The organism is Rossellomorea sp. FM04394 (assembly GCF_041889765.1).
Lineage (GTDB): Bacteria > Bacillota > Bacilli > Bacillales > Bacillaceae_B > Rossellomorea > Rossellomorea aquimaris_B.
Genome location: NZ_CP168654.1, coordinates 4,176,451 through 4,199,475 on the forward strand (window position 1 = coordinate 4,176,451; position 23,025 = coordinate 4,199,475).

Here is a 23,025-nt window from a genome sequence, read left to right on the forward strand (position 1 = left end):
TATGTACTTGAGGAAGGCGTTCCAAAACGGAACACCTTCAGGATCTTATAGAGCTTCTACTTTTTTCAAAACGGATTCAATTTTATATCCGTTGTCTCCTGTTTCTTCATATACTTCTTTGATCATGCCGATCCCGGGAGCATAGTACATCGTATTGATGGTATTCACGTTTCCGTTTTTCACCGTGCTTCGAACCGCGACGACATGTTCATACGTATCGTAAGGAACTTCGACCGTTTCATCTTCACTGATGATTTCCCATCGGGTTGTGTCGCCTTTTCCTTTACGCTTGATATCAGCGAGTGGCTGCGCTTCTTTATCCGGAGTAAAGTTGTCCAAAATGCTTTCTTTCACGTTCTTTGGATTACTTTCTTCGTAGACGACTTGAATCGAGTCTTGATCCCATTTAAGGATTTGAAGAGTGACCATCTCTCCCACTTTGAATACACGCTGAACATGCGTTTCATTGTGATCGACCACTGTCTCCGTTAAGCTGAAGTCCTTATTTTCAAAGGTTTTGACCATGTTTTTTTCTGGCTTCAGCTGTTGAAGTAACATGTTTACTTCTTCTTTTTCTTTTTCACTCGTTTCATTGTCTTCTTCAGATGTTTCTTCTTCAGAGCCTTCGGATGGCTCCTCTGCTTCCACTTCGTCCACTTCTTCCTGAACAGTAGTGGTATCCGTCTCTTCATTTACAGAGGTATCTTCGTTCGACGTTTCGCTTTCGGTTGTTTCAGGTTCTTCCTTCGTTGTTTTCTCACTTGGAGAGGAAGCATTGCATGCGGTGAAGACAGTCATAGACAAGATGAGCAGAGAGATTAGAAAGATATTTTTACGACTGTTTAACACTGGGTGTCCTCCTTAATACAAGACATTCTTCATTTTTACAATGATGCTGTCATCGACTTTCCCGCCAACTTTAATGACTTCTTTTACGCCACCAGCCGGCTGATACTCGAGGATGAAGTCCTCAAGGTGACTATCTAAAGAGCCGCCTACCAATACGATTGGCGCCTTTGTTTTAACTGAGAGTGCAGATGCGGTTAAAGCATCAGGGTAATTCGTTCCCGTGGAAACGATGAATTTTTCCGAGCCCATCACTGATTTGAATTTCGTCAGTACTTTTGCAAGTGTTTTATAACGGTCTGCTCCGGAGAGTCTTTCAACATTGGTTGAATAGCGTTTGATCGATTGTTCAACCGTTGATGAAATGGCACTTCCCCCACCAAGGACCTTCACTTGCTTTCCTTTTATATACGATAGAGCGGAAGAATTGATGCTATCTTTACCAGTCAGCACGATCGCCCATTGATTGGCTGAGGCAATCGGTGCAGCACCAAGGGCATCCGCATAATTCTTGCCTGATGCGACGAATACACCTTTTACATTCGTCAGCTTTTTGTTGATTAGAAGATTCGTATCATAGCGGTCAGCTCCACCGACTCTTGTAACAGTAAGTCCAAGCTTCGCCAGTCGATCTTGAACCGCAGTTGAAACGGCTCCTTTACCACCAATTATGTGTACTTCTTTTGCATTCAGTCTCACAAGCTCTTTTTCTACTTCTGAAGGAAGCTGGTCCTTACTGGTTAATAGAATAGGAGCGTTATCCAATTGAGCTGCAAGAGGCCCTACTGAAAGTGCGTCTGCGAAGTCATATGCTGTTGCGAGTACTACGGCTTTTTTCGCTTTGGAGCTTGAGAAACCGTTAGGATAAAGGTCTTTGGAAACCTTGATCGCCGTTTCCATTCGATCGAGACCGATCAGGTTTGTATCATTAATGAAACGATTGATTTTAACTCCATCGATACTCGACCAAATGACTCCCTTGGAATCAATATCAACCACTTTTAATGGCGTTGCCTTCCATTTAGCGTAATCGATTGCACTCTTGACATCGTAATACGACCATAAACTTTTGCCTGCTTCTGTTTGAACACTGTACTTTTTGGGTAAATAATTAGACCAAAGGATCTTTTCAGTGTGTTCATCCACTACTCTCGTATTTGTCAGAGTTCCTGCATATTGGATCGCGTCTTCTTTGATCGGGAAGGTTTTAAGCCTGTCATTCCCTTTTTGATAGACACTGTATTCATTCAGATTCTCATACACTTTTTTCTGCTGGTATTTATCGAATACATATGTATTGGATTGAGACTTGGAATATTGAATGGCTTCCTCTTTCGTCTTATAGACTTTAAGTCTCTTATTCTCTGCGTTATATACTTCATACACTTTGAAGTAGGAAACAATTCCGTTCTTAATACCCTCTGCAGCATTGTTTTGGAACGTCCATGTTTTAATCAGGGCTTCCTCTGTCGGATTCGACATATACCCCATCTCCAATAAGAGCGACGGCATCTGCGTGTTACGGATCACATAAAACGCCTGATCATTTCTCATTCCTTTGTCTGTCAGTCCGATGGCATTCACCGTACTCGGGTGAACCGTTTCTGCTAATCTCTTGGATTCACTTCCATACGCTACCTGAATCGGATCGGGCGGATATTCCTCTTCCCAAGCATATTTATTATCATAGTGATACGATTCGAATCCACGTACATACGGGTTTGTAGGGGCCGCATTGTGATGGACCGAAACGAATACTGTCTGGTCATTCTTTCCCTTGGCAAATGCATTGGCAATGTCTGTACGTTCTTGAAGACTCAAATACTTTGTACCATCATTATGAGTCATATATACATTGAATCCTAATGCTTTCAGCTTATCCCGTAATTTTTCAGAGATTGCCAGATTGGCATGCTTTTCATAAAAACCAGTTGAATTCCCAGAATATCCTGTTGTACCTGAATCCCAACCTCCGTGACCTGGGTCAATGACTACATTCTTCTCAGCCGATGCCAGAATCGGTATGACTAGAAACATAGCCATTGTCACAACAAGCATCGCAATCTTTTTCTTCATTTTTTTGCATTCTCCTCCATTTTATTAAAATTTTCCTTTATTCTACCATTAATATCGACAACAGTTGACATACTTTTGACATGTTTTCGTAAACTTTTACATAATTATAAAAAAAGACACTCAATTCTCCATCATTAGGATTCTTGAGTGTCTTTCATATTTGTAGGTTTGAAGAGAAGTGAGTTACCGTAAATCGAGTTGTTTAACTCTTTCCTTTTATTATTTCATTATAAAGATCTATCATTCTCTTAGAATTCTCTTCCCAATCGTAATGATTGATGACATGCTCCCTGCCGTTTCTCCCTAACTTCTCTCGTTCTGAGGAATCCCTATATAGATATAGTAGTTTGTCGGCCAGTGCTGCCGGATCCTTAGATGGGATCAGGTAGCCTGTTTCCCCGTCCAGAACGACTTCCGGCAGGCCGCCGACATTGGTTGCCACAACCGGTACACCACAAGCCTGTGCCTCAACAGCCGAAACCCCGAAGCTTTCAATCAAGGAAGAAATGACAAATATATGAAGAGACGAGATAAAATCAGGAACATCCTCATGCGCGATTCTTCCTAAAAACTCTACATTCTCAGCTATGCCGAGGTCTTCTGTCAGTTTCATATATTTCGTCATATAAGGTCCGTCCCCTGCCAGTTGCAGACGAACGTACTGGCGCTCGGATCCCAGTGTATCCAGAAAGAGTTTAAAGCCCTTCAGGAGATATTCGATCCCGTACTTCGGCTCCATCCCTTTAGCTATCCCGATTCTAAATTGACCTTCGACCTTCTCTATCAGGTCCGGTTTGAATTGTGTCGTATCCACTCCAAATGGGGTTATGGCTAATGGCTTGTTTGCATCTATATATTTCTTGGTTTCCTGTTCTAATGCGGGACTGGTCGAACAAATATAATCTGCCTTCTTCAATGCGTATTGAAGGATGATTCGATTCATCATATTCCGCTTAGGGAAGTCATAGATGTCCGATCCCCATACCGATAGGATGTAAGGACTGAATCCTGTCAGCGCCCCTATTAACCCGTAGCTCGAAGCATAATGTGAATGGATCAGATCAGGCTCATAGTTCCTGATGATCTTCTTAAGCCTCGAAACCGTAAATAAATAAGAAATCTTGTGATTCACTTTCAGATTTAAATAGACTCTGCTTACATTCTCCCAAGGGATGTGTTCAGAAGAGTCTTTGTGGTTCTCTAAGCTAATATTCATGACCTCGATACCTATCGAATTATAGTAATCAAGCCATTTCTTCGTATGTACATTATTCGCTGGTGCTAATAATAAAACCTTCATAACTCGGGTACCACACTCTCTTTTTTACTACTGACTTGCTGCACTGCCGGTTTGCATACATGCCCGACAAAAGAAATATATTCAACATTATCGTTTGTGATATAATATACTAATTGATTTGATACTTCTTATCATAATATAAAAAGCGATTAAATTGAATTTATTTGTAAAAACTATATAAATTTTGTTAATAAATTGGATCAACAGAGAGGTATTTTTCATGTTTAAACATACGTTCATTTATTTTCTATCCAAAGGTGTCCCTGGGATCATAAATTTCGTTGCGATTGCATTATATACACGTCTGTTATCGCCAAGTGAATACGGTGAATATGCCCTGGTCATTGCCGCGGTAACGTTTGTGAACACAACCCTATTCCACTGGCTCCGATTGGGACTGCTTCGCTATAATCCAAAATACGAAGGCAACCAGAAAGCCATGTTCATCAGCTCCATTACGGCTACTTTCATATCCATGACGGTCTTGACTGTCTTCCTGGGTACAGGGGCTTTCATTGTCTATACCCCTTTCCATTCGATGGCTCTCTTATGGTTCCTGGGTATTGGATTACTTACCATGCAAAGTATGTTCGACCTGTTCACTGAATACTTACGTTCTGAGCTTTCATCCAAACTATTTGGAGTAGTGACAGCATTAAAAGTGGTTTTATCCCTTATTGTAGCTGTTGTTCTGATTAAATTCTTCGGTTTTGGGGCAGAAGGAATCATCCTTGGTTTGATTATCGGAATCTTCTTATCCATCGTCTTCTTTATTCCGAAGTATCTGCACTTGATTGACATTAAGTTGATCGATCGTGACATGATCAAGGAAGTCGTGAAGTATTCCATTCCGTTCATTGCAGCCCTTTCAATGGAAGCCATCATCCTGAATACAGACCGTTACTTGATCGGCTGGTTAATGGACAAGGCATCTGTCGGAATCTATGCCGTTTCATACGACCTGGCCAAACAAATCCTGTTCCTGCTGATGATGATCATCAATTTGGCCGCTTACCCGCTTGTGGTCAAAGCCCTTGAAACAGGCGGAATCAAAGAATGTCAGAAACAATTAAACGAAAACACGTCCCTGCTGTTACTTGTATCGGTACCGGCGACAACGGGAATGATCCTGCTAAGCGATTCTTTCACGGGGATCTTCCTGGGGGAATCCTATCAGGGAAAAGCAGCGACGATCTTTTCACTGATTGCCCTTGCGATCTTTATCCAAGGCTTTAAAATGTACTATTTCGACCTTGCCTTCCAGCTCGGGAAAAACACGAAGCTTCAGATCTGGCCTGTGCTGGCCGCCGCTGTACTGAATGTGGTCCTGAACCTACTCCTAATACCGGAGTACGGCATATTCGGCTCAGCTTACGCGACCATCATTTCCTACGTCGTATCGGTTCTATTGAGTGCCTTAATCGGGAAGAAGATTTTCCCGCTCACCTTCCCGTTCAAAGAAGTCGGGAAGATCTTTATCGCGACAGGTGTCATGGCGCTTCTTGTCTGGCCGGCACTTGCCATTGATGGCATCTTCGGATTTATCGTTCAAATTGCAGTCGGGATTGCGGCCTATGCGGCTGTAGTATTGGCTTTGAATATTAACGGCATACGTCAGCTTGTGATGCGTCGATTGAAGAAATCTCCTCAGTGATTGGGGGGGTTTTTTTTGTTTGTGGGGTTGGTGTTTTGAAATTGATCCTGTTTGGAAGGGAATTGATCCCGATTCACGATAATTAATCCGGTTTTGGATTTATTAATCCTGAGTATGATTAATTGATCCTACCTGTCGAATTTTCATTACCGTTGCCCGCACCAGGCTCCAAACATTTCATAACAACAAAAAACCCACGGAGTATCACTTCACTCCATGGGTTGAATCTATCATTCTATTCCTCATAACCACTTGTATCCTCGATTTCAGTCGATTCCTCATAGACACCGGAGTCCTCGGTTTCATCATAACCACTAGTATCATCTACACCAGTCGTATCCTCGACCGCGGCATCGTCACTTACCGCTTCTTCCTCGACATATTCCTCATACGACTTAGGTTCTTCACCATTCAAGAAGTCTTTCAATGCTTCGGTATTCGCATCCATGTCTACGTCCAGCACGGCACCGACGCCTTCATATCGAGCATTTTCAAACGAATTGTCGATTGGCAGCCTCATTGTATCGATCTTATCAACCGGATTCAGGACGAATTCTTTTGCAAGGCTGATGCGGTCCATGGATCCAATATTCGTTTCGATGTAGGGTGAGACTGTCCCCATCAGCTTAGGGATTTTGGATACTCCGTTCAGTGACAACATTTCGTCTTTCAAAGCATTGATGACTTCCTGCTGGCGCTTGACGCGGCCGAAGTCTCCTTCTGCGTCATGGCGGAAGCGGGCATAGCCCAGTAATTCTTTACCGTTCAATTTTTGCAAGCCGGGTTCCAGTGTTACATTGATGTTTGTGGACATTTCTTTTTCTACATTCATTTCAATTCCATCCGGAGCGAGTGCATCCACGACCTTCTGGAATCCTTTAAAGTCCATTAACGCATAATATTGTACATCTATATCGAAGTTCTCTTTCAGCGTTTGACGAAGGAGCTCGGGTCCCCCAAGGAAATAGGAAGTATTCAATTTATACTTGCCGTATTCCGGAACGTCTACATACATATCTCTCATTAATGAAACCAATCTGGCCTCACCTTTTTCAGGATCGTATTGGGCAATCATGATCGTATCCGTACGGGATTTTTCCTCGCCCCTTGTATCTGATCCGAGAAGTAATATATTCACTTTCCCATGCTCATCTTTTTTGCCATTGAATTCAGGGATTTCTTCAGATGCCGCCTGTGTTTTACCGGCATTCATTTTTCCAGTTTGATACTGGTAGAGAAAGTACGCAGTTCCGATACTTAATCCCAGGAAAGAAAGTGCAAGAAAAATGCGGAAGAATCTCTTTCTTCTTCTCATCCGCTGTCTATAGTCATTACGAGTCTTCATGTATGTTTTTCACCTTTCAAATCGAAGATCAATACGAAGAATAATTTTATCATGAAATAGATTAAAAAAATAGAATCTTACATAAATGTAATCTCTGTTTAATAATCCTACCAAAAAAGACTCTATCGATGATCGATAGAGTCTTAGATTTCTATATTAATAATACAACTTTTTATAAAGATCTCCAAGCTCGTCTTCCACATTCATGGCACTTGGTCCCCCTAGGAGGAAGAACTCTTTATACTGTTTAGCTGCCATAAAGTTGTTCACGCTTGTCGGCAGCTGTTCCGGATTGGATAAAAGAAGCGGTGCCTTTTGCTTTGCTGCGAGTACTGAACCCGATAGCGCATCTGGATAGTTCTTCCCGCTCGCAAGAAGTGCTTTCTCATCCGGGTTGGCAAGGGGCAGCTTCTTCGCAATTTCAAGGGAGGTTTCATAACGATCCACTCCGCTTACTCTCTGTTCGCCTTTTACCTTTTTCATGACTGCATCGCTGATGACACCCGCTCCACCGACAACGATCGTGCTGTCCACCCCAGTAAGGGCTTTACTTGTATAAGAAGAAACGGCGTCAGCCGCTGTTAGAAGGATCGGATATCCTTTTACAGATGCATATGGGGCCACGGAAAGAGCATCTGGGAAGTTCTTTCCTGACGCGATGATGGCTTTATCAGGATTCGGATTCACTTGCTCTGAAATAAGCTGGGCTGTTTCGTAGCGGTCGATTCCACCGATCCGTTCAGCATCCAATCCCATTCCTTCAAGAGCATCCTTGACTCCTTTGCTGACTGCTCCTTCTCCACCTAAAATGATGACCTTGGACGCTTTCAATCGTTTGATTTCAGCTTTCGTCGCTTCAGTCAGTTTGTTTTTTTCCGTTAATAGCAGCGGCGCATCGTTCTTAAAAGCAAGGGGGCCACCTGTCAGCGCATCCGGGAAGTTATACCCTTGGGCCAGAACGACTGTATCAGCCTGACTCCACCCCTCCTTGGAAATGTCGACGGCCGTCTTGATCCGATCGGTTCCTGATAGTCGCTCACCGATCTTGTTCAGTTCGCTTGAAGCAACGTATGCCGCTTGTTTATTGTCTTCACGTTCGGCGTTGTACCAGACGAAGTGATTCGGATTCGTGGATTCATCATATTCAAACCCTTTAAGGATCTCAAGGACTTCCGTTTCACCGCTTGGAAGTTTCGCTGACACTTCCTTGGACTCAGAAGTCGGCTGTTCTCTGAAACGTGATCCATCCGCAGAAATCACCAAATCCCCTGGTTGATACGAATGTTTGGTCGTATGGGCAAGACCATCAACCTCAAACTGTTTCTTATTGAATAATAAATAATAGTTTGGCTCTCCTGTGTAGGTGAAGTCCTCTTTGGCAAAAGAAAATTCGACTCTATCATTCTTGAAGATGCCAGGGTTTCCACTGGAAAGCTCTGCATATACCCGTTCCTGATAGCTTCCGAAGTTTCTTTCACCCGTCGCCATCCTGATTGGGCTATTTTCCTGCACCTGTCCATTGTAAGCTAAAAGGGCAAAATACCAGTTCTCGATGATGTCACGCTCATTGTCCCCAACTGTTGGGATGCTGGTGGAACGATCCCAGTTGGATAGCCCCTTCTCACCAAGCTTCCACTTTTCATTCAGGATTTTGATACCTGCTTCAATATTGAAGGCGATGTCACTTTTCAAACGTTCCTCATCATAGCCGGCTGTATCGGTCACCTGCATGATCCCGATGCCGCCATCATCCGAAATATTCGGTTCTCCCTCTGCCGTAAATTGCTTCCAGCCGCTCTCTTCAGCTGCCAATGCCTTTACGATTTCAGCGGGAACATCATACTTCATCGCTGCTTCCGTCAACAGTTTATTGATTTCATATTTAGACGGGTTTTCATACCCCGCTGCCTTTGAAGTGATTGGACTCGCCAGTGTGGCGCTAAGTGCCACCGCCGCTATTCCTGATACAAGTTTCTTCATTTTAGAATTCATTGCGTTCCCCTTTAAATGTTATTTTATTCCATCTTAACATAGTATCTAGTAAACTATAACCTTCATTTACAAAAAAAAGATAGAGAGGCAATCTCCCTATCTTACTTATTCCATCATATACTGATCGATTTCCCATGCTTTCTCAATGGATAAAGCACCTGGTCCACCCAGAATGTGATAGTTGTTGCGATTGGTTATCAAATGGATTGATTTCTTCAGGTTCACGTTATCGTTTCTATCTACGAGAACCACCGGGCTTTCTGTTCTTGCAGCCAGTGGGCTTATGCTAAGGGCATCGGGGAATTTAGCCCCTGTGGCAAAATAAAGGGAATCGGAATCTGCAGAAGCAAATGTCTGATGGACCTTATAATTGGTTTCATAACGATCCAAGCCATATATACGGAAATCCCCAGGCAGACTATCTGCCACTTTATTAGAAAGGATTCCCTGACCACCGATGACATACGTCTTGGAAATTTCATTCTCTTTCATATAGGTACTCACCGATTGTGGAACCTTTTCTTTTTGAACAAAAAGTACAGGATATTGCATGCTGCCGCTATAGGAAGCGACCGAGAGCGCATCAGGATAGTTTTGACCTGAGACGATAAAGGCCTTGTTGGTTGTGTAGGGAATCACGCTATTGATCGCTACGGCCGTTTCATAACGGTCCACGCCAAATAGTCGCTTGGTCTCGATTGATAGATTCTTAATCTCATTTTCTACATCCTGAGAGATGGCATTCCCCCCTCCGATCATCAAAACATGAGAGGGATTCAATCTTTTCAACTCTTCCTTTACGGACCCACTCAATTGATTGTTCTTGACTAATAGAATCGGGCTATCCAAATGAGATGCCAATGGAGAAGCAGCTAAACTATCCGGGAATGAATCACCGCTTGCTAAAATAACAAACGATTCATTCAAGTTTTTGCCACCGATCGTCAACTCTTTCTCCTCCAGTGAGGTCCATCCACTTTTAGATATTTCTACAGCTGTTTCCACAGAGTTCAATCCGTAGATACGGTTTTTCGTTTGGACATAGTTCAGCGCTTCTTCCGCATTGATCAACCCTGTTCCAAGTCTATCGACTTCCGGTAATGGGGTGGTTGAGTTTTCAAGAGCATCCTTCACCTGCATTCCTTTTAGAAAGGGGTATTGCTGTTTAACCATAGAGGAAACCGAGCTTACAATGGCCGTTGACATACTGGTTCCATCCAGTGCTTGATAGCCGTCCATCCATGTGCTGAAAATGTTTGTGCCCGGGGCAGATACATCTACTGTCTCCCCATAATTTGAGAACGTGGATCTTGTCAATGTAGCAGAGTCCACACTGCCTACAGCCAGGACATTGGAGTAGGTTGCCGGGTAAAGGACGGCGTGCTCATCATCGTTACCTGCCGCTCCCACGACCAGTGCGCCTTTGTCCACAGCGTAATCAATGGCATCTTCAAGGGCTTGCATATTGCTGTAGCTGCCCAGACTCAAATTGATGATATCCGCTCCGTTGTCTGCTGCATAACGGATGCCTTGAATAACCGTGGACATGTAAGTGGTCTTACCTTCAAACACCTTGACAGGCATGAGTTTTACCTTTTCAGCAGCAGAAGCAATGCCCATTTTGTTATTGGTCACAGCTCCCACCAGACCCGCTACATGGGTGCCATGTCCCGACCTATCGACAGGCGGCTCTTCTTCATTAATGAAGTTCTTTCCTTCTACTAATCTACTGCGTAGCTCAGGATGCTTCAGATCAACACCTGAATCGACGATCGCCACGGTAACTTCTTTAATGGGATTGTATTGTTCCCAAGCATCCAGCACCTTCATGACCTGAAAGTCTTGGGATTGATTATGAAAATATGTATCATTCGGCGGAGCAGCTTGTGTGTAAACGAGCTGATCGACCTCAGCATATTCTATGTTTTTATTATTATTCAATTTTGATAGAGTGCCAGGAACGTCTTTTGAAGGTACTGATATGACCTCTAGTTTACCTTCACCCTTGTCTGAAGACTGTGTCGACACTTCACCTTCCTGATCCTTGTGAACCACTAATAGTTGAACCTTCTTCCCATCATCCGCTTGCACTACTCCGTTTGGAAGCAGGGTACAACCCAATAAGAAGACAATTGAAGCGATTATTCTCATTTTCATCAAGCCACTCCTCTCTCCGTTGAATGTCATTTACATCATCTGTAAAAAGTATATAAGATGGTGGAAGGCCTGTCCATGAATTCAAGAAATTTTCAGAATGATAGGCTGAAAGACCTTGATGTTATCTGTTGCCATCTTAAAGAAGAGAGTACTAGTTGATTTCCGCTACAGAATGCTCGCTTTCCGCGGGGCTGGCAGTGAGCCTCCTCGGCTGCGCCTCCGGGGTTTCACCTGTCCAGCTATTCCCGCAGGAGTCGAGCATCCTTCCGCTCCAATCAACTTTTTAAGCATGACTCTTTTAAAAGATATAAATAAAACAAAAATCTTTGCCTATAGCTCTTTTTGCAAAGATTGTTGTTTCTTTAATATGACCTGCCTGGGCTCTGTCAATCAAGTTTGTGCTGAGGGGGAATTTAGTAGAGCTAGCTTTCAACTTAACCATCAAAGTAAGGATAACTGTCTGCGAATGCCCTTTGAGTTTAATTGCTACAAACGCTCAGCATATATTTCTAAAATATGAGCTTTTTTTGTTTGTATATCAGTCAATAGGCAGTCATCACAGAGTGGATTGTAGCGGAAGGTACTTGACTCCTGCGGGAGATAGAGGAAAGGTCGAGACCCCACAGACGGAACGTCGAGGAGGCTCGACTTCCTCCCCGCGGAAAGCAAGTGCCTGGAGCGGAAAGGAACGGTCTATGTTTTCACATCTAACTAAAACAGACGTGATGTAAATCCACAATGTTTACGAAATTGCAATTAAAAAAAGCCACCCGCCATTAATAGCAGGTGACCCTATTAAACTTACACTATTAGTTTGATACTTTTTCTTGAAGGTCTTCTCTAGCACCTTCACCTACTGCACCTTTACCACCAAGTACAGTGACAGAAGTGATTTTGTTCTGGTACAGATATTTCGTTAAGAACGAATCTACTTCTTTCGGTAATCCATTTGGATCTGTCAGTAATAATAATCCTGCGTTATCTGTAACTAGTGGAGCTGCAGATAATGCATCCGGGAAGTTCTTACCGCTCGCAACATATAGCTTATCTGTGCTATTCGCGAACTCTCCAAGAATTGCTGCGAGTGTACCATAACGGTTCACACCAGAAAGGACTTTCACATCAACAGCTACTTTCTTGGCTTCAGCTACTACACTCTCAGGAACAGCAGATTTACCACCAAGCACATAGACTTTCTCGTCTTCAAGGATCGCTTTCGCTTCAGCAGACAGAGCTTTACCGTCTGTTAAAACGATCGGCATGTCGTTGGCACCGGCAATCGCTGCAGCACTCAGGGCATCTGCAAAGTTCTTACCAGTTGCAACGAATACACCATTTCCTTTGAATCCAAGCTCTTGAAGCTTCGAAACGATGGCAAGGTTTGTACCGTAACGGTTTGGCATTCCATCTGTTTCTAAACGTTCGATATCAGAAGAATTGATCGAGATGCTGTTCAATTGTGTAAATACATCGGCAGAAACGACACCTTCTCCACCAAGGATGTACACATTTTCAGCACCAAGACGTTCGATTTCAGCAAGGACTTCCTTAGAAAGCTTCCCATTGCTGCCTACAGGTAAGATTGGGGCATCAATAGCAGATGCTAATGGACCTGCAGATAATGAATCAGGGAAGTTGTATCCAGTTGAAAGGATAACTGTTTTGTATTCATGGTCATCGGCAAAGCCGTCTTTATGAAGCTTCTTGGAAACTTCGATTGCTGTTCCGACACGGTCTTGACCGGAAACTTCAGTGATGATGTCCCCGTCTACCTTGATTGGAAGCAGTGATAATACTTCATCCGTCTTCGCATCTAGTAAATATACAGCACCGATTGAGCTCATAGACTCGGATGGAGTTGTAATGTTTACATCCGTCGTTAATGATTTTCCTACTTTAAGGGTTTGTGAAGCTTTAACATCCACTTTACCTTTCCCTTTTTCACCAGGAGACAGTACACCGAACTCGTTGATTGAAAGATCAAGAGTCGTCGTTGGATCCATTGTTGCATACCCTTCGATTGCGATTTTGTACGTACCATCCGGTAATGAAGTCAGGGAAACTTTTTCGTCGGATGTAGCACCTGCAGAATATGCTACAATATTCTCTTCGGAATCATAGATATATAAATCGACATCATCAGTAGCATGTGATGGATTTGAAGTTTGAACTTCCAAAGATACATTGTTCTTCACTTTGATTTCTTGATAGTAGAATTCATTGTTACCAGGTACCTCTACCTTCTCAGAAGAAAGGTTAGGCGTGCTGAACGGTGCACCGACAACCTTCACATCTCTTGCTTCAGATAAGTAGTTTGAGAATGTAACAGATTTGGTCATTTCAGTTTCAGGTGCAACATGACCCAAATCAATTTCACCTGGTTGAGCAACTACATCCTGAACAACAGCCTCTAATTGATATTTATTTACTTCCTTACCTGCTTGTGGTCCAGAAGTTCCATATACATGTACTTCCCATACCCCTGGTTTAGGAGACTTGAAGACATGATCTTCAACGCCTAATCCACCGGAACCGTATCCTGCATATCCTTGGAATTCACTTACTTCAACTCCATCAGGATTGAATACGATCGCGCGTACGCGGCCTTTATAATCATCATTTTCACTGATCGCATTCAGTGAGAAACGGACTTCACTTACGCCAGGTTTTACGTCAAATGTATAACCTTTTGTTTGAGAAGACTGAACTTCACCTTCTTCGCGGAAGCGGAAACGATTTTCCTGGTTAAACTCATGACCAGTAATGATTGTTTGAGCTGATCTAGCTTCTACATAAGGAGTCGATGCATCATCAAATACTAGAGTCTCAGCATTTACGCCTGTCTCTAATTTCGACTCATCATACTTCACCGTAATCGTTTTGCTTTCTCCAGCTTTAAGGTCTAATTTTGATACAGATGGGCTAATCCAATCGCCAGTCGGGGATACATCAAGGCTCTTAGCTTCATCTGTCTTGTTCTCTACTAATACTTCCACTGTTTCAGGAATTTCTTTATTTCTAACATACAGACCCGGACCGCCGGAGATTTTCTCTCCATGGTAGACTGTTACGTCCACGTCTTTAATGTCTGTGATGAAGTTTTTGCGCAGATACTCATAAGCTGCAGGAACATCGATCAGTCCGCCACCTTCTTGAGCACGGTTATAGCCATCTAAATGATTGGCCGTTTCAATCAACGCTTCACGGGCGATTTCGTAGTTAAATGGAATACGATCTTTCTCCGCTGCCGATTTAAGTAACGCCACCGCTCCAGCTACATACGGTGAAGACATACTTGTACCCTGCATGACTACATAAGGTCCGTTTTGTACCGGGTGAGCAGCATAAGCAGATCCCGGTCCGACGATATCAGGCTTTTGATTCCCTACTTCGTTCGGTCCTACAGAAGAGAAGTACCATAATCCTTGTCCTTCTTTAGGAGTGCCGTCTGCGTTTTTACCGTATGGATAAGAATTGTATTCTTTTGCCCACATGTCTGCCGTGATATGTGCACCAACAGAAATGATAGGTGCTACGTCTCCAGGTGACCCGACTGTGTCTGCACCAGGACCCGAGTTACCGGCAGAAGTAACGAATACGATATCTGTATCTTCACTTAAGACCGTCATTAATTCTCCATAGGATCCTAAACCATCGTTCAGATCCGGGGAAGAACCTAAGCTCAAGTTTGCAACATCGACACCGAATCCACCTTCGGATTCAGGAAGCGCAGCATCGACCATGGCCTTTTGGATACTGAATGTAGGAGCTCCGCCAGCTGCTTTGAACACACGCATACCGACAAGCTCTGCTCCAGGGGCAACCCCTTCACCGGCAACGGCTCCGAATGCATTTGCTTTTGCCGGTCCGTTAGCCGCAGAGATACCTGAGACGTGAGAACCATGGCCGTTGAAATCAGTGAATAAATTAATTTTCTTCAGGCCGACACCAAACCAGTTCAACTCCATATCATTGACACGGAAGTTCGCTCCTAGCATGTCATCATCCACATTCACATCGAATGTACCTGTTTCATTGTTTGCATAAGCTGTTTCATCCGTAAAGTCATTATCCATATCTGTATCGATATAGACTTTGTCCCCTACCAATAGCACAGCAAAATTATCCGAATTACCATTCACTCCATCCGCATTTAAATCCTGATTCGTCCAGTTAGGATTCGTTTTCGGATATGGGTTTGATTCAAACGCTGTTCTTCCAAAGAATAATTTGTCATCGGAAGCGTCAAGCCCTGCTGTATTATATGTAGTTTCCCCTACTGTAATGGAGTCACCTTCAGCATGTCCTTTATCGAATAGCACGTCTCCCTCAGAAAGGTAATTGATATCGTCACCTAAGTATTCTTTGTAGCGCTCTTCAATGCCGTAAGCAAGTCGACGATTCGAAATAGTGTAATCCCTTACACCAACAATTTTAGAATCACCATATTTACGGGTTCCTTCTTCTAAACCTTCCGTAAAGGATTCGTGACCCGGATCTGGACCTGAGTCAATGATCCCGATACGTGTACCAGTACCATCAAACTTATCGTGGAAGTCATCCACTCCGGTAGGAGCATGGGTTTCAGCCTGATTCGGTTTTACGACCGCATCCTCATCCACTTTATTTTGATCCTTCACTTCAAGCTCAGGGTCATTTACTTCCCCTAATTGGATTTCAGCATTCTTTCCTACTGTGCGGACACTCTTAAGATCAAGAACTTCCATTACCTTGCGTGTTGGTACGTCCGCTAAGTAAACATAGTTCTTATAATTCTGTTTCACCTTAACGCCAAGCTTCTCTAATTGACCAGTCGCATCTACTTTACCGTTACCTACGATGACAAGCTCTTGAACAGCTTGATCACTCATAGACAGTGCCACAACTTCTGAGAAATTCGAAACCTTGAACTTTTTCGTTTCCTGTAAAGCGGCTTCCGCTTTATCAGGATTGAAAGCTGTTACTCCAGCGAACGAGGAAGCTACTAAAGCTGCACTTGCCATGACCGAAAATACCTTTTTCTTAAACGTCAATCCCTTTTCCCCCTTGATAGATTAATAGTAATGGTCCGAAATACTCCGTATCTTCCAAAATAATATAATTATGGAAAAATTCGAACTCTATTTTCCATTTTAATCTCAGTTAGTTCTTTAGTCAATAAAAGGAGATGTTATTTTCAGAAAAAATAATATATTTTTACTATTGTGTTTTCAGTTTTATTAAATTACTTATTTAGATTGTTTTCTTGTTGCTTAGCAAGTGCTGGTTGATTTCCGTTACAGGTGCTCGCTTTCCGTGGGGCGTGAGTTGAGCCTCCTCGGGCTTTGCCCTGCGGGGTCTCAACTTTCCCGCTATTCCCGCAGGAGTCGAGCACCTTCCGCTTCAATCAACATAATGAGAAATATTTCACCTTTCACAAGACACAATAAGAATTCTACTATCTATTAGAAATAATTATTAAAAAGAAAATGTTTAAGGACTATTGAATCGGGTAAATAGAAAAAAACTGCCTGCCGATGGCAAACAGTTTTTCTATCTTTCTATTAATTTACAACTTTTAATTTACAACTTTCACTGCGCCTAGATAACGAGGCTTCCAGTATACGTTATTCATACTTGTGATTTCCACTCCATCATTACCGGCATGGATGAATTGGTTGTTTCCGATATAGATCCCGCCATGTGATGGGCCTGGTTTGTATGTTTCAAACATGACGATATCGCCGACTGCCGGTGTGCTTGAGCGGCTTCCGAAGTTCCAGATGTCAGATGTCGTTCTGGGCAGGTCAATCCCATATTTATCATATACGTAGTTAAGATAACCACTGCAATCAAAACCGCTTGGAGTCGTGCCACCCCACTTGTAAGGTGTTCCAATATATTGTTTTGCCGTCTTGATTAAACCATCTGTATCAAATCCAAATAGACTTTGGGCTTTCTCTGATATAACGGACGTTCCACCGATGATCGTAAACTGATTGATACCCAATTTATCCACTGTCGACTTAACGGAAGTCGGGACATTATTGGATTGAATCAACATAACAGGCGAGCCTTTTTTGGCTGCAAGAACGGACCCTGTCAAGGCATCAGCATAGCTTTCACCCGTGGCAATGACTGAACTATTTGTAGCAGAATAATATTTCTCGGCGACTTTTGTTGCCGTATCATAGCGATCTTTGCCGGAAATACGGGTGGCTCTTGGCAATTGATTCTTAACGCCGTCACTTACCACGCCTGTACCCCCTACAAGAATGGAAGAACTATATTTACTTAACGCTTTTTTCGTCTCTTCAGGGACATGATTTTTCTCTGTTAATAGAATCGGCATTGATTTACTTGCAGCAACAGGTGCAATCGCAAGACTATCAGGAAAATCCCTACCGTATGTAACAATGGCTTGTGATCCGCCTACTAACGCAGCGATTTTTGCCGCTGTTTCATATCTATTTTCCCCTGCCACCCTTGTGCTTGTAATGCCTAAACCCTTAAGCTGAGTTTCAACTGAAGGTGAAATAACTGAACTTCCACCTAATATGTATGCTTTACTTGGATTTAATCGATCCAGCTCTTTTTTCACGCTATAAGGAATACTGTCTTTGGTTACTAATAATATAGGTGCGTTATACTTATCCGCTAATGGTGCACCTGCCAACGCATCGGGAAAGTTATTCCCCACTGCAATGACGACGGTACTGGCACTGGTCCATCCCTCTTTAGAAACTTTCACTGCCGTTTCATACCGGTCGACACCGCTTACTCTCTCTATCTGTGTACCTGCAGCTGATGCAGGGTTCTGGAAAAACAACAGGAACATGAAGCTTATTACCGTGACGAAAGTAATAGATACAGGTTTGCGATAATTAGACATTTCTCAATTCCCCTTCTCTATAAATCTACAAAAACTATCTTATCATTAAAATTTTCAAAATAATTTTACATTTATGTAACAATATTCGTCATATTTACCCCTTTTTTGTAATATACTCTCCTTCAAACGACACAAAAAAGCCCATTCCTGTTGTCGGAACGGGCCTTTTTGTTATTCGTTTTCTTTATTCCAATACTCCAATAGTCCTTCTCTCATGGAGAACTTTGGATTAAAACCTAATGATTTAAGCTCAGAAATATCAGAGTAGGATTCTTTTATATCTCCCGAACGTTCTTCCAGCTGTTCGATAGGGAGTTTTGTTTTGGTAATTTCTTCGTACATGCCTATCAGTTCGTTCAAGCTTGTTGAGTCTCCTGTACCGACGTTAAAAACTTTACCGATTGCTGCCGGATCTTCAGATACGAGAAGATTCGCCTGTACAACGTCTTTTACATAGATGAAGTCCCTTGTTTGTTCGCCGTCTCCATATAAGGTGAAGTTGGTTTCTTCTTTGTTTACCAGCTGTTTGAACTTATCTGTTAAGATCGATACCACACCCGAATATGGTGACGATGGATTTTGTCTGTTTCCAAAGACATTGAAGAAGCGAACGGCCGTCGTCGGGATGTCGTATAATCGGCTGAATGCGAGCACATATTGCTCCGAGGCAAACTTATCGATGGCATATGGGGTCAATGGTCTGATCGTTGACGTTTCTTTCTTGGGAAGCGTCGGCTCATCCCCGTACACCGCTGCAGAAGAAGCAAAGACAAAGCACTCCAATCCTCCTTGTTTGCGTGTTTCTTCCAACAAGTATAAGGTCGCTTCCAGATTGGTTTGATGGGTATGAAGGGGATCTTCTACTGAAGCCGCTACACTGGCAATCGCACCTAAATGAAAGACTTTCTTGAATTGATGTTGTTGAAAGAGCTTTTCAATGGTTTCTTTAGAAGATATATCCCCTTCTACAACGGTTAACTTATCGTCCTTCGGAAGGTTATCCATTGAACCCATCGAGAAATTATCTATCACTACCACTTGTTCGTTTTTGTTTAATAATTCTTCTACAATATGAGAGCCGATGAAGCCGGCCCCTCCTGTAACAAGGATCTTGCTCATTTATGTTGTTCCCCTTTCAGTATGGAGAGTTATACTTTTAATTTTTCACTGATGTAAGTATAGCAAAAATCACAATCGGATTCTATTCGGTCATTAAAATGTAAAACACCCTTAATTTTACCCTATTCATTCTTTCTAAAAACGTTTCTATTCCTGTCAAAAAAAGGCGAAAAATATTTAATTGAAACTATCTATGCAAACGTTTCAAACGCGATTATACTATTCTAGATGTTATGAAATAGTGGTACGGGATTACCATAGACATCAGCTTAAAAACAGATCAAAACTATCGGGGGAAAGAAAGATGAAAAAGTGGTTCACTGCTTCAGTTGGTTCAGCACTGCTTGCATCAAGTTTATTTGGGGGATCGGTATTGGCGGAAAGTCCTTCTCAAGAAAAGATGGAGCTTTTAGGCTACGATCGCGAGGGCTTCTTCGTTGAGGAAGAGCCAAATAATACGTTTACCAATTCCAATGAAATTGTTCTTGAGGATGCCGCAAAAGGGACATTCACAAAAGATGATGTGGATATGTATAAGATTCAAGTAGACAATGACGATCCATTGGTGATATACGGAGGATCATGGGACGAAAATCCCGGGATTCTATTAGATGTCACTCTATACGATGAAAACAAGAATGTTATAGAAGCAAATGAAATAAGTTCAGATGTGACAGATGGTTTCATGGCCGATTACACTGTTACACCAGGCACTTATTATATGTCTGTCAAGGATAAAAAGAATCTCGCAACTGGCGAAGAGTATGTAGTGATTCCCTCTCAATTCACATTTGAATCATACGTAGACCGTATTTTCGGTGCAGACCGCTACGAAACCGCCCTTGAAATTGCTTTGCAGGGGTGGGGATACGGGACAGATGAAATCATCCTGGCTACAGGAAGCAACTTCCCGGATGCATTGGCCGGTGCACCGCTTGCGTATCATAAAGATGCTCCTATTCTATTAACTACTAAAGGTTCCCTTCACCCATCTGTGGAGGAAGCGATTTATGAATTGGGTGTCAATAAGGTTACGATTCTTGGGGGTCCAGGCGTCATTTCAAATGATGTAGTGGATGAATTAAAAGCACTTGATGTATCTGTTGCACGCATCAGCGGCAAGGACCGTTACGAGACGGCAGTGGCCATCTCTAAAAAGCTGCCAAGCAATGACGCTGCCGTAGTCGTCAGCGGAAAGAATTATCCTGATGCCCTATCGATTGCGTCCATCGCTGCACAATACGGATACCCTATTCTACTATCTGACAAAGAAAGCATCCCGGCAACAACGCTGACACAGGCGAAAACATACGAGATGAACTATGTTATTGGCGGGACCGGGGTCATCAGTAATACAGTCGCTAAGAAGCTGAACGATCCGATGAGGATTGCAGGTGCAAATCGCTATGAAACCAATGCAAATATCATCCGCGATTTTAACGTTCCTACTAACTTCGTCTTCGTTGCGACGGGAACTCATTTCGCCGATGCTTTAACAGGTTCGGTTCTTGCTGCAAACTGGGGAGAGCCGTTGTTACTGACACCTCCAAATGAGTTACACCCTGACATCAAAGACTTAATGATGGATTACACATTCGGTGTAACGATCCTTGGTGGAGAGAAAGCGATCCAACCTAAGGTAGAGGACCAGATTTGGTCGATCATTGAAGGAAACGAATAATACTGAACGCGCTCTTTTGAGGAGCGCGTTTTTTATTTTGAATATTATATAGAATTTTCTGTATATTAATGGTAAAATAGTAGCATATTTTACACTATACATAAGAAAGAAGGCATACTACTTATGGAGTCTCTTACACAAACAGTCGCTACTATCTTTAAAAAACTAGTCATACATCTTGACAAGGACGAACTTCGCGAAGAGGTAAATAATCAATTACTCCAAACGATGAAAAGCTCATCAACAGAGGATGAATACACAAAAAACTTGGTGAAAGCCATTGTTTTTCATGTTGAATCAACAAAAGCCCTGCATGGAATTCTGCAGCCACTCCTGTTAAATTCAAAATATCCTAGCCTGGATGGTGTTTCGCAGCTCATGAATCGCGCACAGGCACGCATTGATAAGGACATGGAGGGACTGATCCCCCTTTACCACGATCAGATTGTGAGTGAAGTATCCGTCAATGATTTCGTCACTCAGTTGGAAATATACTTTACGACGAGCTTCACGGAACTTCGATTAACGTACCGCTTCGTCGACGCATTCGGTACAGAGAGTAATAAAGAGCTGTTCCAGCCTTTATTCGATTTTCCAGGTGAAGAAGTAGGAGAAAGCATCTTGAAATACACAAGAACCTATGCAAGCCTCCTATTTGAAAAAACACTAAAGCAGCAATAGCAAAAGGTCCGTCCCCCAGGTTGAGGGACGGACCTTCTTCTATACTTTCAAATACCACTTCTTCTTATGACAGACAAAGGCAACGATGGTCCAAAAGACCAGGTTTAATAAGCCATAAGCCAGCTGCGGATGAGGGGCAAACGTTGCCACCCATTCGTTTATCACTCTGGAGAGCGATTTTTCAATGCCGTCATCCGTCACCGAAAGATGAATTAGAACGGACCCGAGCATGAATTTACCGAAATAGATCAAGAAGCTGTTGCGTCCATATGCTTCCAGGAACCAAACAACCGGCTTCAGTGCTGTCTCTTTGGCATCTTCTTTTCGTTTATCAAAAATAAGATACAAAATCGATAGCATACCAGCTGAGAATCCAACGGCCAATAGAGCAAACGCAGGTGTCCATAAGCGTTTGTTATACGGGAGGAAATGATCCCAAGCGAGAGAGACGGCAATCAATAGAGCGCCTATCCCCAATAGTTCCCGCCATGCCCCCGTCTCCTTGCGGGTCAAGATCAATCGCCCGAATGCATATCCGAAAAGGACATTTGATAAGGCGGACAAACTGGTGACCAGTCCTTCAGGATCATACCCACGCTCGCCATGATGGTATAAATGCTTTTCGCCGAACACTGCGCTATCAATTGCGTGTGAAGGATTACATTCAGGCTGAGGCAATCCGCCTTCACAGGATTGACCTGTATAAAGGATGAGGCCCCCATATACCGACGATACCAACAACGCAATCAACATTAACTTCAAAGGAGATTGCACAAACTTGGTGATCGCTACCGTTACAACTCCAAGAAGGGCAAACATCTGTAAAACCCCGGTCAGTCGAATGGTCGAAAAATCCAACGTCCATTCCACAATGATCGTAAAAATGATGCCGTACACAATCAAGCGGACGGTCCGCTTTAAAATCTTCTCCCATTTCACCCCGCGCTGGTAGGCGATCGCCATGCTCACACCAAAAATGGTGATGAACGTAGGTAAAATGATATCAATCAACGTGACCCCATACCATTCCGCATGACGGAAATAGGGATAGTCCACCTTCCCATAAGGAATCGTACTCAAAAACACAGATAATGCTACAATAATCCCTCTCAGCATATCGAGGGAATAGACTCTTTTTTTCTTTTTCACTTCTACCTGTTTCTCTGTTGGTTGAACTTGTTCCATACTCCGTTCCTTTCACTTCACGTTCTATACTTTCCTACTATGAAAGTATACACCAGCCCCAAAAACTTTGATAGAATCAATTAGTAAAGATTTAACTATTTTCTCATCTGGAGGTCCG

At 42.9% G+C, this 23,025-nt stretch carries 13 protein-coding genes; 3 read left to right on the forward strand and 10 right to left on the reverse strand.

The genetic code is table 11. The features are described 5' to 3' along the window. Positions 1–45: 45 nt before the first annotated feature. From ACCB35_RS20925 to ACCB35_RS20935, 3 genes are all read right to left on the reverse strand, one after another. On the reverse strand, positions 46–849 hold the full coding sequence (locus ACCB35_RS20925; protein ID WP_374055161.1) for a hypothetical protein: 804 nt from the start codon (positions 847–849) through the stop codon (positions 46–48). A gap of 12 nt (positions 850–861) precedes the next feature. Then, complete coding sequence (locus ACCB35_RS20930) at positions 862–2,922, reverse strand: cell wall-binding repeat-containing protein (protein ID WP_374055162.1); 2,061 nt, start codon at positions 2,920–2,922, stop codon at positions 862–864. 202 nt (positions 2,923–3,124) lie between these two features. Continuing rightward, positions 3,125–4,222, reverse strand: coding sequence for a glycosyltransferase (locus tag ACCB35_RS20935; RefSeq protein WP_374055163.1), 1,098 nt, complete (start codon positions 4,220–4,222; stop codon positions 3,125–3,127). 220 nt (positions 4,223–4,442) lie between these two features. Here ACCB35_RS20935 and ACCB35_RS20940 point away from each other — a divergent pair, with 220 nt between their 5' ends. Next, positions 4,443–5,876 (forward strand): oligosaccharide flippase family protein, encoded by a 1,434-nt coding sequence (locus tag ACCB35_RS20940; protein WP_044338413.1) that lies wholly within the window; start codon positions 4,443–4,445, stop codon positions 5,874–5,876. 235 nt (positions 5,877–6,111) lie between these two features. Here ACCB35_RS20940 and ACCB35_RS20945 read toward each other — a convergent pair whose 3' ends face one another. The 6 genes from ACCB35_RS20945 to ACCB35_RS20970 form a co-directional block, all read right to left on the reverse strand. Further along, the gene (locus ACCB35_RS20945; RefSeq protein ID WP_374055164.1) at positions 6,112–7,221 is read right to left on the reverse strand and encodes an LCP family protein; all 1,110 of its coding nucleotides are present in this window, start codon (positions 7,219–7,221) and stop codon (positions 6,112–6,114) included. A 156-nt stretch (positions 7,222–7,377) separates the two neighbouring features. Continuing rightward, the gene (locus ACCB35_RS20950) at positions 7,378–9,213 is read right to left on the reverse strand and encodes a cell wall-binding repeat-containing protein (protein WP_374055165.1); all 1,836 of its coding nucleotides are present in this window, start codon (positions 9,211–9,213) and stop codon (positions 7,378–7,380) included. Between the two features lie 105 nt (positions 9,214–9,318). Beyond that, the gene (locus ACCB35_RS20955) at positions 9,319–11,370 is read right to left on the reverse strand and encodes a S8 family serine peptidase (protein WP_374055166.1); all 2,052 of its coding nucleotides are present in this window, start codon (positions 11,368–11,370) and stop codon (positions 9,319–9,321) included. An 809-nt stretch (positions 11,371–12,179) separates the two neighbouring features. Continuing rightward, positions 12,180–16,403 carry a cell wall-binding repeat-containing protein gene (locus tag ACCB35_RS20960; RefSeq protein WP_374055167.1) on the reverse strand — a complete coding sequence of 1,408 codons (4,224 nt, stop codon included), beginning with the start codon at positions 16,401–16,403 and terminating at the stop codon, positions 12,180–12,182. 524 nt (positions 16,404–16,927) lie between these two features. Beyond that, a complete protein-coding gene (locus tag ACCB35_RS20965; protein WP_374055168.1) occupies positions 16,928–18,241 on the reverse strand; it encodes a cell wall-binding repeat-containing protein in 1,314 nt (437 codons plus the stop codon). A 171-nt stretch (positions 18,242–18,412) separates the two neighbouring features. Beyond that, on the reverse strand, positions 18,413–19,360 hold the full coding sequence (locus ACCB35_RS20970; protein WP_374055169.1) for an NAD-dependent epimerase/dehydratase family protein: 948 nt from the start codon (positions 19,358–19,360) through the stop codon (positions 18,413–18,415). A 304-nt stretch (positions 19,361–19,664) separates the two neighbouring features. Between ACCB35_RS20970 and ACCB35_RS20975 the strand changes: the two genes are divergently transcribed. Together ACCB35_RS20975 and ACCB35_RS20980 are read left to right on the forward strand one after the other, a co-directional pair. Beyond that, positions 19,665–21,041 (forward strand): cell wall-binding repeat-containing protein, encoded by a 1,377-nt coding sequence (locus ACCB35_RS20975; RefSeq protein WP_374055170.1) that lies wholly within the window; start codon positions 19,665–19,667, stop codon positions 21,039–21,041. Positions 21,042–21,164: 123 nt separating this feature from the next. Continuing rightward, positions 21,165–21,722 (forward strand): hypothetical protein, encoded by a 558-nt coding sequence (locus ACCB35_RS20980; protein WP_374055171.1) that lies wholly within the window; start codon positions 21,165–21,167, stop codon positions 21,720–21,722. A 39-nt stretch (positions 21,723–21,761) separates the two neighbouring features. Here the strand turns inward: ACCB35_RS20980 and ACCB35_RS20985 are convergent, their stop codons facing one another. After that, positions 21,762–22,907, reverse strand: coding sequence for an acyltransferase family protein (locus ACCB35_RS20985; protein ID WP_374055172.1), 1,146 nt, complete (start codon positions 22,905–22,907; stop codon positions 21,762–21,764). Positions 22,908–23,025 lie beyond the last annotated feature (118 nt).